Raw genomic sequence first — 14,562 nt, forward strand, 5'->3', positions numbered from 1 at the left:
ACCGTTGTTTCGATTCGCTTTTTTACGGAACTCAACGTTTTGTCCACGACGTTATCCACACGAGGTGTGGACAACGTCCCGATGAATGACGAAATTCAGCGCCTATGTCAACGAAGAAACCCAGCGCGGCCTATAGCGAAGCATCGATCAAGGTGCTCAAGGGTCTCGAGCCGGTCAAGCAGCGGCCCGGCATGTACACCCGTACCGAGAATCCGCTGCACATCATCCAGGAAGTCATCGACAACGCGTCCGACGAGGCGCTCGGCGGCTACGGCAAGCAGATCACGGTCACGCTGCATGCGGACCAGTCGGTCTCGGTCGAGGACGACGGCCGCGGTATCCCGTTCGGCATGCATCCCGAAGAAGGCGTGCCGGTCGTCGAGATCGTGTTCACGCGCCTGCACGCGGGCGGCAAGTTCGACAAGGCCGCGGGCGGCGCCTATACGTTCTCGGGCGGCTTGCACGGCGTCGGCGTGTCGGTGACGAACGCCCTTGCGACGCGTCTGGACGTGACGGTCTGGCGCGACGGCAAGATCGCCGAGCTCGGCTTCGCCGACGGCGACGTCGTGAAGCCGCTCGCCACGCAGGCGGCGAGCCGCGGCGAGAAGAAATCCGGCACGCGCGTGCAGGTATGGCCGAATCCGAAGTACTTCGATTCGCCGAACCTGCCGCTCGGCGAGCTGCAGCGCCTGCTGCGCTCGAAGGCCGTGCTGCTGCCGGGCGTCGAGGTCGTGCTCGTCAACGAAAAGACGGGCGAGCGCCAGACCTGGAAGTATGAAGACGGCCTGCGCGGCTACCTGCTCGACGAAATGAACGGCAGCGAGCTGTTGATCCCGCTGTTCGAAGGCGAGCGCTTCGCCGACTCGCGTTCGACCGACGAAACCTTCGCCGAGGGCGAGGGCGCGTCGTGGGTCGTCGCATGGAGCGAGGAAGGCTCGCTCGTGCGCGAGTCGTACGTGAACCTGATCCCGACGCCCGCCGGCGGCACGCACGAGTCGGGCCTGCGCGACGGCCTCTACCAGGCGGTGAAGAGCTTCGTCGAACTGCACAACCTGCAGCCGAAGGGCGTGAAGCTGCTCGCGGAAGATGTGTTCGCGCGCGTGTCGTTCGTGCTGTCGGCGAAGGTGCTCGATCCGCAGTTCCAGGGGCAGATCAAGGAGCGGCTGAACAGCCGCGACGCGGTGAAGCTCGTGTCGTCGTTCTCGCGTCCGGCGCTCGAACTGTGGCTGAACCAGCACGTCGAGCACGGCAAGAAGCTCGCCGAACTCGTGATCAAGCAGGCGCAGGCGCGCACGCGCGCGGGCCAGAAGGTCGAGAAGCGCAAGAGTTCGGGCGTCGCGGTGCTGCCCGGCAAGCTGACCGATTGCGAGACGGAAGATATCGCGCGCAACGAACTGTTTCTCGTCGAGGGCGACTCGGCGGGCGGCTCCGCGAAAATGGGCCGCGACAAGGAATACCAGGCGATCCTGCCGCTGCGCGGCAAGGTGCTGAACACGTGGGAAACCGAGCGCGACCGCCTGTTCGCGAACAACGAGGTGCACGACATCTCGGTCGCGATCGGCGTCGATCCGCACAGCCCGGACGACACCGTCGACCTGTCGAACCTGCGCTACGGCAAGATCTGCATCCTGTCGGACGCGGACGTCGACGGCTCGCACATCCAGGTGCTGCTGCTCACGCTGTTCTTCAAGCATTTCCCGCAACTGATCGAGCGCGGCCACGTGTACGTCGCGCGCCCGCCGCTGTTTCGCGTCGATGCGCCCGCGCGCGGCAAGAAGCCCGCGCAGAAGCTCTATGCGCTCGACGACGGCGAGCTCGAAGCGATCCTCGACAAGCTGCGCAAGGACGGCGTGCGCGACACGCAGTGGAGCATCAGCCGCTTCAAGGGCCTCGGCGAAATGAGCGCCGAGCAGCTGTGGGACACGACGATGAATCCCGACACGCGCCGCCTGATGCCGGTGAAGCTCGGCGAGCTCGACTACGAGGCGACCGTCGCGCGGATGACGATGCTGATGGGCAAGGGCGAGGCAGCCGCGCGGCGCGGCTGGCTCGAGGAAAAGGGCAACGAAGTCGAAGCGGACATTTAGTGCAGTGTTCGACGCCAATCGGCACTGATGCGCGGCGGCTTCGCGCCCGTGGCGGCGTCGCAAATCCTCGCGATGCGTCTGGCATCCGCTGCGGTTTGCTTCTTGCCACGAACGCGCATCCGCTGGCGCATCAGCACCGCTTGACATCGAACACTGCACCGCCGCTTCCGCGCGGCCGGGGATGACGCCCGGCCCGGCCTCACGCCACTTACGAATACGGAATTCAGATGGACGACAACACTTCCGATCTCTTCGCCAGCCCCGACGCGCCCGAGAGCGACGCGCTGACGCTCGGCAACTACGCGGAGCAGGCATATCTCAGCTACGCGGTCAGCGTCGTGAAAAGCCGCGCGCTGCCCGACGTGTGCGACGGTCAGAAGCCGGTGCAGCGCCGGATCCTGTTCGCGATGAACGAAATGGGCCTGGGGCCCGACGCGAAGCCGGTGAAGTCGGCGCGCGTGGTCGGCGACGTGCTCGGTAAATACCACCCGCACGGCGACCAGTCGGCGTACGACGCGCTCGTGCGGCTCGCGCAGGATTTCTCGCTGCGCTATCCGCTGATCGACGGGCAGGGCAACTTCGGCTCGCGCGACGGCGACGGCGCGGCGGCGATGCGTTACACCGAAGCGCGGCTCACGCCGATCTCGAAGCTGCTGCTCGACGAAATCGACCAGGGTACGGTCGACTTCATGCCGAACTACGACGGTTCGTTCGAGGAGCCGAAGACGCTGCCGAGCCGCATGCCGTTCGTGCTGCTGAACGGCGCATCGGGCATCGCGGTCGGCCTCGCCACCGAAATCCCGTCGCACAACCTGCGCGAAGTCGCGGCCGCGGCGGTCGCGCTGATCCGCAATCCGAAGCTTACGCACGCGGAGCTGATGAACCTGATTCCCGGCCCGGATTTCCCCGGCGGCGGCCAGATCATCTCGAGCGACACCGAAATCTCGGCGGCGTACGAAACGGGCCGCGGCAGCCTGAAGGTGCGTGCGAAGTGGAAGATCGAGGATCTCGCGCGCGGCCAGTGGCAGCTCGTCGTGACCGAGCTGCCGCCGAACACGTCGGGCCAGAAGGTGCTCGAGGAAATCGAGGAGCTGACCAATCCGAAGCTCAAGCTCGGCAAGAAGACGCTGACGCCCGAGCAGCTGAACACGAAGAAGGCGATGCTCGACCTGCTCGACGCGGTGCGCGACGAGTCGGGCAAGGAAGCAGCCGTGCGGCTCGTGTTCGAGCCGAAGTCGCGCACGATCGACCAGACGGAATTCGTGAACACGCTGCTCGCGTACACGAGCCTCGAATCGAACGCGACGCTGAACCTCGTGATGATCGGCGCCGACGGCCGGCCGGGCCAGAAGGGCCTGCTGACGATCCTCGACGAATGGGTGAAGTTCCGCCAGCTGACGATGACGCGGCGCACGCGCCACCGTCTCGCGAAGGTCGACGACCGCATCCACATCCTCGAAGGACGGATGATCGTCTTCCTGAACATCGACGAGGTGATCCGCATCATCCGCGAGTCGGACGAGCCGAAGGCCGCGCTGATGAGCGCGTTCGGCCTCAGCGAGCGGCAGGCCGAGGATATCCTCGAAATCCGGCTGCGCCAGCTCGCGCGGCTCGAGAAGATCAAGATCGAGAAGGAACTCGAAGCACTGCGCGACGAGAAGGCGAAGCTCGAGGAACTGCTCGCGAACGAAAGCGCGATGAAGCGGCTGATGATCAAGGAGATCGAGGCCGATGCGAAGCAGTACGGCGACGATCGCCGCACGCTGATCCAGCAGGAAAAGCGCGCGACGTTCGAGGCGAAGGTGGTCGACGAGCCGGTGACGGTGGTCGTATCGCAGAAGGGTTGGGTGCGTGCGCTGAAGGGCCACGGGCTCGACCCGGCCGGCTTCACGTTCAAGGCGGGCGACCACCTGTACGCGGCATTCCAGTGCCGCACGCCGGATCGCCTGATCGCGTGGGGCAGCAGCGGCCGCGTGTATTCGGTCGACGTGTCGGTGCTGCCGGGCGGGCGCGGCGACGGCGTGCCGGTCACGTCGCTGATCGAGCTCGAATCGGGCTCGCACCTGATGCACTACTACGCGGCGCCGGCCGACCAGCAACTGCTGCTCGCGTCGAGCAACGGCTTCGGCTTCCTCGCGAAGGTCGGCGACATGGTGAGCCGCGTGAAGGCCGGCAAGTCGTTCATGACGATCGATACGGGCGCGGTGCCGCTCGCGCCGATGCCGGTGCTGCCGAACGCGACGCAGGTCGCGTGCCTGTCGAGCGGCGGGCGCTTGCTCGTGTTCGGGATGGACGAGATGAAGACGCTGTCCGGCGGCGGGCGCGGTGTGATCCTGATGGCGCTCGACGACAAGGAAACGCTCGTGCAGGCGCTGGCGATCGATCCGGCCGGCGTCGTGCTGATCGGCACGGGCCGCGGCGGCAAGGTGCAGGACGAGACGCTGTCGTACGCGGGGCTCGCGCCGCACATCGGCAAGCGCGCTCGCAAGGGCCGCGCGCCGGACACGAAGCTCAAGGTCGTCACCGAGCTGCGTCCGCTGCTCGGCTGACGTCGCGCGGTCGTCCGGTTCGTCCGGAACATCCGGTTCGGCCGCGGTCGCAGGCCGCACGTCCGCTTCGGCGGGTGTGCGGCTTTTTCTTTTGGGCGAGGGATTCGGGTAAGCAAGCGTGGCGCTGTCACGCGGAATTTGCAAAATAGTGTGAAATCGCGCCGAGGGCCTGAACCGCCGCGCGGCTGGCGGGTCGAACGTCGCTTGATGCCGCGTGCGACGCGGCCGTTCGCTGCACCCCCACTCATCACAGGATCGTCCCCATGTCCCACGCCGTTGCCGTCGCGCTGTTTCTTCACCTGCTGGCCGTCGCCGTGTGGGTGGGCGGGATGGTCTTCGCGCACTTCTGCCTGCGCCCGGCGCTGTCCGACCTGTCGCCGCAGCTGCGGTTGCCGCTGATCGAAGGCGTGTTCGGCCGCTTCTTCAACTGGGTTTCAGGGGCCGTGATCGTGATCCTGCTGTCCGGCGGCTTCCTGCTGATGAGCTTCGGCGGCGCGCATGCGACGTGGTCGCTGCATGCGATGGCGGGGCTCGGCGTCGTGATGATGCTGATCTTCGGGCACATCCGCTTCGCGCTGTTTCCGCGCATCCGCCGTGCGGTGCAGGCGCAAAACTGGCCGGACGGCGCGCGCGCGGTGAACGCGATGCGCCTGCTCGTCGTCGTGAACCTCGTGCTCGGCGTCGTCACGATCGGCGCGGCCGTGCTGTCGCGCGGTTTCTGACCGGCCGGCGTCAGGCCGCTGCCCTTCGTCGCGGGCCGACGGCACGCACCGCTACGCGGCCAGCATCGCATCGAGCAGCCATGAACCGGCCGGGCCGAGCGGCCGGTTGCGCGACCAGACCGCATCCACCCGCACGCGGCGCGGCCACCCGCGTGCACGCAGCTCGCACAGGCGGTCGCGCGCGAAGTGTTCGACCATCCAGCGCGGCAGCTCCGCCCAGCCGAACCCCAGTACCGCCATCTCCAGCAGCATCAGGTAGCTCGGCGCCAGCCAGTGCTGCGTGCCGACGACGATCCGGTCGTCGGTGCCGCGGCCTTCGGTCGTCACGTAGGTATTGAGGCGCAGTTCGCGCACGTCGCGCAGCGCCGCATGCGGCACTTCGGCGTCGCCGTATTCGGCGAGCGCATGCGTGCGGCCGACGAACAGCCCGATCTCCGATTCCTCCGCCACCGTCGCCGCGCCGATATCGGCCGGGTAGGCCGCGCGGGCGGCCATCAGCCCGAGTTGCGCGCGGCCTTGCTGGATCAGGTCGAGCACGTCGTCGTGCTCGGCGATCTGGCATTCGAGTTCGAGCGCCGGAAAGCGCCGTTCGAGCGCCATCAACGTTTCCTCGTAGCGCTTCGACTGGTACGTATCGGACACGACGAGCGTGAGCCGCGCTTCCTCGCCGCGCGCGAGGCGGGCGGCCGTGCGATCGATCGCCGCGCTGGCCTCGAGCGCGCGCTGCACCTGCGGCAGTAGCGCGCGGCCGGCCTCGGTGAGCGTCGGCGCGCGCGTCGAGCGATCGAACAACTGCACGCCGAGATCGATTTCGAGATTCGCGATCGCTTCCGACACGGTCGACTGGCGCTTGCCGAGCTTGCGGGCGGCGGCCGTAAACGAGCCGAGCAGCGCCGCTTCGACGAAGGCGAGCAGGGCTTCGGGGGCGTGGTGCATGCGGTGCTCCGGGCAGCGTTATATCGGTAAAACCGATGATATCAAACTGGATTGACACGGTATCGCCGATCAGAATGGCCGGCATGGATTAGCCAATGCATGGGAGCACATTCATGAAACAGATCAACAAAACGGTGACGGAGCGCCTGCTGCACGCGCTGACGTTCGAACTGGTGGCGATCGCGCTGTGCGCGCCGATCGGCGCGTGGCTGTTCGACATGCCGGTGTCGCACGTCGGCGTGCTGACGGTGATGGTGTCGCTGATCGCGATGGCGTGGAACATGACCTTCAACGCGCTGTTCGACCGCTTCGAGCGGCGCGCCGGGTTGTCGCGCACGCTCGGCATGCGGATCGCGCACGCGGTGACGTTCGAGCTCGGCCTCGTCGCGATGGTGGTGCCGGTTGCCGCGTGGTGGCTGAACGTGAGCCTCGTCGAGGCGCTGCTGCTCGACCTCGGCATCGTGCTGTTCTTCCTGCCCTACACGTTCTGCTTCAACCTCGCGTACGACGCGCTGCGCGCCCGCTGGATGGCACGCCGGGTCGCCGTGCAGGCCGGTTGAGGTGGCAACGCGGGCCGCGCCGGGCAGGGCGACGGCCGCCGCCCGTCAGTGCGCGGCCCACAGCCACACGCTGCATGCGACGGCGACCGCGCCGTACACGGCATAGACGGGCACCTTGAAGCGCGTGAAGCACAGCGTCGCGAAAGCGCCCGTCAGCCAGTAAACGGGGTCGGCCGGCTCGCGATGCAGGATCTTCACGACGGCGACGACGAGAAAGCCCGTCGTCGCCGCGCGCAGCAGGCGCATCCCGTGCTCGAAGCGCGAATGGCGCTTGAGCCGGAGCAGGTGGTTCTGCGCAAATACGACGAGGCATCCCGACGGAATGAACAGCGCGGCCGTGGCGAGCAGCGCACCGATCCAGCCGTCGGTCAGGTAGCCGAGAAACGGCACGACGTTCAGCAGCGGCCCCGGCGCGACCGGCGACAGCGCGAAGGCGAGCGTGAAGTCGTGATCGGAGATGCCCGTCGCCGGCGACACGAACAGCGTCTTGAGCACCGGCAGCGCGGAGAAGCCGCCGCCGAACAGCGTCATGCCGGCGCCCGCGAGGCGCGGCCACAGCAGGTCTGCCTGGTAATCGCCCGGCAGCGGCACCGCGAACAGCACGACGAGCACGCCGAGCAGCACGAGCAGGCCGCGGTCGCGTTTCGACAACGTGAAATCGACCGCGTCGCGTTGCGACGGGCCCGTCAGCCAGCCTGCCGCAAACGCGGCGAACAGAATCCCGACGAAAGCGGCCGGACTATGCGCGAAAGCGAGCAGAATCGTCGATAGCGCGGCGATCGTCTGTTCGAGCCGCGTGCGCGCGAGCGCACGCACCTGCTTGACCCACGTGACGCCGATCAGCGCGGCGAGCACCATCCCGAAGTGATTGATCAGCATCGGCGCGGCGAGCGAGCGCACGAGCGGCGTCTGATAGAAGATCGCGAACAGCGTCATCAGGATCGAGAACGGCAGCACGCTCGCGATGCCGGCGACCCATGCGCCGGCGCGACCGTGCAGCGTCTGGCCGACCTGCACGGCGACGTTGCAGCCGACGGGGCCCGGTACGAGCCATGCGAGCGCGACGAGATCGCCGAAGACGTGCGGCTCGATGCGCTGCAGCCGCTCCACGTAGTGGCGTTCGAGTTGCGCCATCATCGAAAGTCCGCCCCACGAGACGGCCGAAATGCCGGCGACGACCTTGAACAAGGCCCATAGGGATGCGGGTGCCTCTTCGACACGCGCGGTCGCTTCGACTTCGACGGTTGTCATGATTGTGTGGTTGGCGCAGGGCCGGATCTCTCGCGTAGGGCCGCGCCGGCGGCCCGCCGACACGTCGGCCCTCCCGATTGTCCGCCGCGCATCGTGACACTACCATGCGCGAAAACGCTAGTTAATGAACTAAACGATCGGATCGGAAAACGTAACAATTGCGGCGGCGCGCAACCCGCGTCGCGGCGGCAGCGGTGTGGTGTTCAGCCGCCCGTGCTGCCGGTCGCGCGTTGCGCGACGACGTTCAGGCGCTCGCCGCGCACGCCGAAGCGTGCGATCAGCGCGGGAATCGCGTCGGCCGGCACCGGGCGCGAGAACAGGAAGCCCTGCGCCTCGATTTCGCCGAGCGCGGACAGCCACGTGATCTGCTCCTCGGTCTCCGTGCCCTCGACGACGACGGTCAGCCCGAGCGAGCGCGCGAGATGCACGATTGACGACACCATCACGCACACGCTGCGATCGTTCGGAATCGCCTGCACGAACGAGCGGTCGACCTTCAGCGTGTCGACGGAGAAGCGGTGCAGGTACGACAGCGACGAATAGCCGGTGCCGAAATCGTCGAGCGCGATCCGGATGCCGAGCTTCTTCAGCGCGACGATCTTCTCGGACACGAGTTCCGGATATTCCATCATCGCGGTTTCGGTGATCTCGATCTCGAGCCGGTTCGCGTCGATGCCGGTGTCGTGCAGCGCCTGCGAGATCGTCTCGATCAGGTCGCCGCGCCAGAACTGCACGGGCGAGATGTTGACCGCGAGCGTCAGCGTGTCGTGGCCTTCGTCGCGCCAGCGCGCGATCTGCTCGCACGCGGTGCGGATCACGAAGTCGCCGATCGGCACGATGAGGCCGGTCGATTCGGCGATCGAAATGAATTCGTTCGCGGAGATCACGCCGTGCTCGGGATGGTCCCAGCGCGCGAGCGCCTCGAAGCCGGTGATCGTGCGGTGCGTGAGGTCGATCTTCGGCTGGTACGCGAGGAACAGCTGTCCCTCGGCGAGCGCGACGCGCAATTGCTGTTCCCAGCGCATCAGGTGGTCGGCGCGATGCGACAGGTGCGGCGCATAGAACTGGTAGCAGTTCTTGCCGGCGTCCTTCGCGCTGTACATCGCGAGGTCGGCCTTTTTCAGCAGGTCGATCTCGCTTTCGTTCGCGACGGTGTGCAGCGCGATGCCGATGCTCGCATGCAGCACGAACGAGCTGCCGCGTACGTCGAACGGCTCGCTGAACATCCGGATGATCGCTTCCGCGAGCCGCACCGCGCGCCGCTCGACGTCGTCGCCCTTCATCACGACGACGAACTCGTCGCCGCCGATGCGCGCGAGCGAGCCTTCGTCGCCGACCGCATCGGCCAGGCGCGACGCGGTCATCTGCAGCACGATGTCGCCGGCGTTGTGGCCGAGCGTGTCGTTGACGGTCTTGAAGTTGTCGAGATCGATGAACAGCAGCCCGAGCCGCGACAGGCTCGCGGGCATCGACACGTCGTTGCGCAGCCCGCGCAGCGTCGCATAGCGGTTCGCGAGGCCGGTGAGCAGGTCGTATTCGGCAAGCTGGGTCATTTCGCGCTCGCGGCCGAGCAGCTTGCCGATCAGGCCGGTCGCGACGCCGAAGAACGCGAGCATCGCGAGCGTGATGAAGCTCGTCATCAGCAGGTAGACGTTGCGCGTGTGGGTGTAGTCCGCGAACTCTTCGGTCTGCGACAGCCCGACCATCACCGCGAGCGGGTAGCCGTCGAGGTGGCGGTACGACACGATGCGCGTCACGCCGTCGATCGGATCGATGATCGTGCCGGTCACGCGCTCCGCGATCGGGTAGACGCCCGACGCGGAGAACGCGCCCGGCGCGTTGTTCACCGAGCCCGTGCGCCGCGCGAGCACGGCGCCCGTGTCGGACACGACCGCGATCACGCCTTCCTTGCCGATGGCCGCGTTGTTGTAGAAATCGTTCGTGAAGTAGCTCGGGTCTTCCGATACGACGACGATGCCGGCGAAGCTGCCGTCCGGATTGTTCAGGCGCCGCGTCATCTGCAGCGTCCAGTGGCTCGACACGCGGCCGAGCACGGGCTTGCTGATGAAGAGGCGATCGTCGTTGTGCGCGAGGTGGACCTTGAAGTGCTCGCGGTCGGACAGGTTGATCGGCTGCGGATGGAGTTCGGCGGTGTTCGCGAACAGGATGCCTTTCGCGTTGACGAGCGACACCTGGATCAGCGTATCGCTCGGCACGACGCCTTTCTCGACGGCGCTCGCGAGATTGAAGCGCGCCGGCGATTTCTCGAATTCGAACTTGACGAAGCGGGTGATCTGGTCGACCTGGTGGATCGCCTTGACCGTATGCTGCTCGAGCGCGGACGACAGGATCGCCGCGGAAGCCGCCGCTTCCTTGTACGCACTGTCCTTTTCAACGGACAGGCGCGCGATGATCACGGCCCACAGCAGCGCAAGCGCCAGCATCCCGAGCAGCGGGATGGCAAACAGCGCACGCCGGCGCGACTTGCGCGGCGCGCGCAGCGGCCGGTTCGGCGGCGTGTGATTGGACCGGGCGGAGCTCATCGAAGAGGGTGGCGTCCTGCTCGCGTGCGCCATCCGTCTGGATGGCCGGCTATGGTTCGGATTGTCCCGACGTCTGTTCGTTCGCGGGACGCGCAACCATGGACAGACCTCCGAAACAACGGATTAGGCCCGATATTACTGGTTGGAACGTTTTTGCGATAGTTGGGCAAAGCGCGGGGCGCCGGACGCGCCCGTACCATCGCACATCGCGAAATGTCAGTGGGGTGAACGGAACGTGCCGTCGACGACCGTGACGACTTGGCCGCCGATCCAGGTCGTGCCGTCTTCGTCGTAGCGGACGAAGACGCGGCCGTCGCGGCCGATCGCCGTGCCCTGGCGGGCCGTATACGACGGGCCGGGGCGGCGTTCCTGCCGCGTCAGCAGCCCGGCCAGCGCGGCGTTCGCGCTCCCGGTGACGGGATCCTCGCCGGGCGTGCCGAACGTGCCGCCCGTCATCAGGCAGCGGATCTCGAACGTCGCGGGGCCGCCTTCGGCGTGCGGTGCATAGGCGGCGAGGCCATCCACGCCGTAGCGGCGGGTCAGTGCCGCCAGTGCGGCCGGGTCGGGCGACAGGCCGATGCACGCGTCGGCCGACTTCAGCCGCACGACCAGCCACGGCGCGCCGTTGTCGACCGCGCACGGCTCGGCATCGAGGTCGAGCGCGTCGCTGCGCAGCGCGGCGGCCAGTGCCGCGTAGTCCGAACGGTCGAGCGGCGTGACGCGCGCCGGCGGCGCGGCGAACGCCCAGCCGCCGGCCTGCTCGCGCAGCGCGACCCGGCCGACCCCGCACTGCTGGATCAGCCGGCCCGGCGTGCGCGGCCGCGCGCCGCTTTCGAGGAACGCGTGCGCGGTGCCGAGCGTCGGGTGGCCGGCGAACGGCAGTTCGCCGCCCGTCGTGAAGATCCGCACGCGATAGTCGGCTTCCGGATCGGTCGGCGTGCAGAGGAACGTCGTTTCCGACAGGTTCGTCCAGCGGGCGATCTCGAGCATGGTGTCGTCGCCGAGCGAATCGGCGTCGAACACCACGGCGAGCGGATTGCCCTTGAACGGCGCCGACGTGAACACGTCGACCTGCTTGAAGCGAACCGGACGGCCGGCCATCGCGACGCGCGCGTTACGCGACTTCGGCGATCAGTTCGATCTCGACGCACGCGCCGAGCGGGATCTGCGCGACGCCGAACGCCGAGCGCGCATGCTTGCCCGCGTCGCCGAACACTTCGGCGATCAGCTCCGATGCGCCGTTCGTCACGACGTGCTGTTCGGTGAAGTCGAGCGTCGAGTTGACGAGGCTCATCAGCTTGACGATGCGCGTGACCTTGTTCAGGTCGCCGGTGTGCGCGTGCAGCGTCGCGAGCAGGTCGATCGCGATCGAGCGGGCGGCCGCCTTGCCGTCTTCCGTTTGCAGATCCGCGCCGAGCTTGCCGGCCCAGACCTTGCCGTCCTTCTTCGCGATGTGGCCCGACAGGTACACCGTGTTGCCGCTTTGCGCGCTCATCACGTAGGCGGCGGCCGGCGCGCCGGCGGTCGGGAGCTCGATGCCGAGCGACTTCAGTTTGTCGTAGACGTTAGCCATGCGTTCGATTCCTCGTAGAGAGTCGTGACAGGGAAAAAGGGGGATCAGAGGCGCTCGCGCAGCAGCTTGCCGAGACGCGCGACGCCTTCCTCGATCTTCTCGGGCGGCACCGTCACGAACGACAGGCGCAGCGTGTTCTGCTGCGCGTTCTCCGCGAAGAACGGCGCGCCCGGCACGAAGGCGACGTGGTTGTCGACGGCCGCGGCGAGCAGCTTCATGCTGTCGATCTGCGCGGGCAGGTTCACCCAGATGAACATCCCGCCTTCCGGGCGGTTCCACGTGACGCCTTCCGGCATGTGGCGCGCGAGCGCGCCGAGCATCGCGTCGCACTGCGCGCTGTACAGCTCGCGGATCGTCGGGATGTGCTCGTCGAGGAAGCCGTCCTTGATCACTTCGTGCGCGATGCGCTGCGTGAGCGTCGGCGTGTGCAGGTCGGTGGCCTGCTTGGCCTGCACGAGCTTGAAGTGGAGTTCCTCGGGCGCGATGATGTAGCCGATCCGCAGGCCCGGCGCGAGCACCTTCGAGAACGTGCCGAGGTGCACGACGTGGTCGGGCGCCATCGACAGCATCGTCGGCAGCGGCTCGCCCTGGTAGTTCAGCGCGCCGTACGGATCGTCCTCCAGCACCGGGAACGGGCTCGACTGCGCGAACGCGGCGAGCGCGCGGCGGCGCTCGACGGGCAGGCGGCGGCCGGTCGGGTTCTGGAAGTTCGGCTGCGCGTACAGCAGGCGCGCGCCTTGCGTGAGTTCGGGGGTAAGACCTGCCGGCAGCAGGCCCTGCTCGTCGGTGGGCACCTGCACGTAGCGCGGCTCATACAGCGAGAACGACTGCAGCGCGCCGAGGTAGGTCGGGGTTTCGACGAGGATCGGGCTGTTCGGGTCGATCAGCGCCTTGCCGAGCAGGTCGAGCGCCTGCTGCGAACCGGTCGTGATCAGCACCTGCGACACGCGCACGCTGTAGCGCTCGGCGATCCACTCGCGCAGCGGCAGGTAGCCTTCGGTCGCGCTGTACTGGAGTGCCGCGGCCGGCGCGTCGCGCAGCACGCGGTCGGCGGCGGCGCGCATGCGTTCCGCCGGGAACGTCGCGGGAGCGGGCAGGCCGCCGGCGAACGAGATGACCTCGGGGCGTTCCGTGACCTTCAGGATCTCGCGGATCGCAGAGCTCGTCAGCTTGCGGGCGCGTTCGGAAAGCTGCCAGTGCGGCGGATGCAGGTCGCTCGGATTCATAGTCTCCTCGTTCGGATATCGTGGTCAGTCAAGAAAGGTCGTTCGGGCGGATCGCTTCGACGCCGCCGGGTGGGCGAGCGCGAGCACGATGAAGCCTTCGCGGCTGGGTAGGCAATACCGATCAGGCAAAGCGTCCATTATGGCGCACCTCATCAGCCGGCGCGAGCGGGGCGCGGTGCCGTGGCCACCGCCGAGCGGCGCCCGAGCACCACGGTCGCGATCACGGCCGCCGCGAACAGCCACGTGGACGGCGTGACCGTTTCGCCGAACAGCAGCGCGGAAAAGGCGATCGTGAAGAAAATCTGCAGCAGTTGCACCTGGCCGACGCGCGCGGTGCCGCCCATCGCGAGCCCCGCGTACCACGCGAAAAAGCCGATGAATTGCGAAAAGAGGGTCACGTACCCGAACGCGAGCCAGGTGCGCAGGGCGAGCGGGCCCGGATGCGCGGCGTGCTGCGTCCACGCGAGCCAGCCGACCGGCAGCACGAGGAATGGCGCCGACACGACGAGCGCCCAGCAGATCACCTGCCAGCCGCCGATCTGGCGCGCGAGGCGCGCGCCTTCCGCATAGCCGAGCGCGCCGATGCCGACTGCGACGAGCATCAGCGCGTCGCCGGCCTGCACGGTGCCGCCGCCGTCGCGCAGCGCGAACGCGATCACGAGCGCGCTGCCGGCCACCGCGCTGGCCCAGAACGCCTTCGACGGCCGTTCGTGCGACAGCCACGCCGCGTACAGCGCGACGAACAACGGTTGCAACCCGTTGACCACCGCGCCGTGCGAGGCCGGCACCGATTTCATCGCCCAGGCGGAGAACACCGGATACGCGATGATCACGCCGGCCGACGTGATCGCGAGGCTCTTCAGTTGCGCGCGGGTCGGCAGCGGCTCGCGGCGCCACCACAGCAGCAGGCCGGCCGGCACGGCGGCGGCGAGCGCGCGGCCGAGGCCGTTGAGCAGCGGATTGAGTTCGGATACGACGATCCGCGTCATCGGCAGCGTCAGGCTGAAGATCATCACGCCGATGAGGCCGAGCAGCATGCCGCGGGTTTCGCGCGAATTCATTCGTGGGTGTCTCCGTCTTGCTGGGTGTGTGTAATGGAACGGGCGTCAGCGAGC

At 67.6% G+C, this 14,562-nt stretch carries 11 protein-coding genes; 4 read left to right on the top strand and 7 right to left on the bottom strand.

Annotated elements, in window-relative coordinates:
• Positions 1 to 104 precede the first annotated feature (104 nt).
• The 3 genes from parE (at position 105) to KPB06_RS12240 (ending at position 5,358) form a co-directional block, all read left to right on the top strand.
• Positions 105 to 2,087 carry a DNA topoisomerase IV subunit B gene (gene parE / locus KPB06_RS12230; RefSeq protein WP_104011972.1) on the top strand — a complete coding sequence of 661 codons (1,983 nt, stop codon included), beginning with the start codon at positions 105 to 107 and terminating at the stop codon, positions 2,085 to 2,087.
• Between the two features lie 227 nt (positions 2,088 to 2,314).
• Positions 2,315 to 4,636 (top strand): DNA topoisomerase IV subunit A, encoded by a 2,322-nt coding sequence (gene parC, locus KPB06_RS12235; protein WP_099316683.1) that lies wholly within the window; start codon positions 2,315 to 2,317, stop codon positions 4,634 to 4,636.
• A 263-nt stretch (positions 4,637 to 4,899) separates the two neighbouring features.
• Positions 4,900 to 5,358, top strand: a complete 459-nt coding sequence (locus KPB06_RS12240; protein WP_059583755.1) for a CopD family protein — start codon at positions 4,900 to 4,902, stop codon at positions 5,356 to 5,358.
• Between the two features lie 51 nt (positions 5,359 to 5,409).
• Here the strand turns inward: KPB06_RS12240 and KPB06_RS12245 are convergent, their stop codons facing one another.
• A complete protein-coding gene (locus tag KPB06_RS12245) occupies positions 5,410 to 6,294 on the bottom strand; it encodes a LysR family transcriptional regulator (RefSeq protein ID WP_059583754.1) in 885 nt (294 codons plus the stop codon).
• A 113-nt stretch (positions 6,295 to 6,407) separates the two neighbouring features.
• On the opposite strand from KPB06_RS12245, the gene KPB06_RS12250 reads away from it, so the two are divergent.
• A complete protein-coding gene (locus KPB06_RS12250; RefSeq protein WP_275905610.1) occupies positions 6,408 to 6,854 on the top strand; it encodes a multidrug/biocide efflux PACE transporter in 447 nt (148 codons plus the stop codon).
• A gap of 45 nt (positions 6,855 to 6,899) precedes the next feature.
• On the opposite strand, the gene KPB06_RS12255 is transcribed toward KPB06_RS12250, so the two are convergent.
• The 6 genes from KPB06_RS12255 to KPB06_RS12280 form a co-directional block, all read right to left on the bottom strand.
• On the bottom strand, positions 6,900 to 8,105 hold the full coding sequence (locus KPB06_RS12255; RefSeq protein ID WP_059583752.1) for a chromate transporter: 1,206 nt from the start codon (positions 8,103 to 8,105) through the stop codon (positions 6,900 to 6,902).
• 203 nt (positions 8,106 to 8,308) lie between these two features.
• A complete protein-coding gene (locus KPB06_RS12260) occupies positions 8,309 to 10,648 on the bottom strand; it encodes a bifunctional diguanylate cyclase/phosphodiesterase (protein ID WP_059583751.1) in 2,340 nt (779 codons plus the stop codon).
• 216 nt (positions 10,649 to 10,864) lie between these two features.
• Entirely contained in the window at positions 10,865 to 11,749 is an 885-nt protein-coding gene (locus tag KPB06_RS12265; RefSeq protein WP_059583750.1) for a PhzF family phenazine biosynthesis protein, read from the bottom strand.
• A gap of 13 nt (positions 11,750 to 11,762) precedes the next feature.
• The gene (locus tag KPB06_RS12270) at positions 11,763 to 12,221 is read right to left on the bottom strand and encodes a RidA family protein (protein ID WP_006478174.1); all 459 of its coding nucleotides are present in this window, start codon (positions 12,219 to 12,221) and stop codon (positions 11,763 to 11,765) included.
• 44 nt (positions 12,222 to 12,265) lie between these two features.
• Positions 12,266 to 13,447, bottom strand: a complete 1,182-nt coding sequence (locus KPB06_RS12275) for an aminotransferase-like domain-containing protein (protein ID WP_060010261.1) — start codon at positions 13,445 to 13,447, stop codon at positions 12,266 to 12,268.
• Positions 13,448 to 13,599: 152 nt separating this feature from the next.
• Positions 13,600 to 14,508, bottom strand: coding sequence for a DMT family transporter (locus KPB06_RS12280; RefSeq protein ID WP_059646429.1), 909 nt, complete (start codon positions 14,506 to 14,508; stop codon positions 13,600 to 13,602).
• Positions 14,509 to 14,562: the final 54 nt, after the last annotated feature.

The organism is Burkholderia semiarida (assembly GCF_029268935.1).
GTDB classification, from domain to species: domain Bacteria; phylum Pseudomonadota; class Gammaproteobacteria; order Burkholderiales; family Burkholderiaceae; genus Burkholderia; species Burkholderia semiarida.

Bases quoted from the DNA above. Each gene is read 5' to 3' on its own strand.
- KPB06_RS12250 (WP_275905610.1), top strand. From the start codon at position 6,408: ATGAAACAGATCAACAAAACGGTGACGGAGCGCCTGCTGCACGCGCTG.
- parE (WP_104011972.1), top strand. From the start codon at position 105: ATGTCAACGAAGAAACCCAGCGCGGCCTATAGCGAAGCATCGATCAAG.
- KPB06_RS12280 (WP_059646429.1), bottom strand. From the start codon at position 14,508: ATGAATTCGCGCGAAACCCGCGGCATGCTGCTCGGCCTCATCGGCGTG.
- KPB06_RS12265 (WP_059583750.1), bottom strand. From the start codon at position 11,749: ATGGCCGGCCGTCCGGTTCGCTTCAAGCAGGTCGACGTGTTCACGTCG.
- KPB06_RS12240 (WP_059583755.1), top strand. From the start codon at position 4,900: ATGTCCCACGCCGTTGCCGTCGCGCTGTTTCTTCACCTGCTGGCCGTC.
- KPB06_RS12245 (WP_059583754.1), bottom strand. From the start codon at position 6,294: ATGCACCACGCCCCCGAAGCCCTGCTCGCCTTCGTCGAAGCGGCGCTG.
- KPB06_RS12260 (WP_059583751.1), bottom strand. From the start codon at position 10,648: ATGAGCTCCGCCCGGTCCAATCACACGCCGCCGAACCGGCCGCTGCGC.
- parC (WP_099316683.1), top strand. From the start codon at position 2,315: ATGGACGACAACACTTCCGATCTCTTCGCCAGCCCCGACGCGCCCGAG.
- KPB06_RS12255 (WP_059583752.1), bottom strand. From the start codon at position 8,105: ATGACAACCGTCGAAGTCGAAGCGACCGCGCGTGTCGAAGAGGCACCC.
- KPB06_RS12270 (WP_006478174.1), bottom strand. From the start codon at position 12,221: ATGGCTAACGTCTACGACAAACTGAAGTCGCTCGGCATCGAGCTCCCG.
- KPB06_RS12275 (WP_060010261.1), bottom strand. From the start codon at position 13,447: ATGAATCCGAGCGACCTGCATCCGCCGCACTGGCAGCTTTCCGAACGC.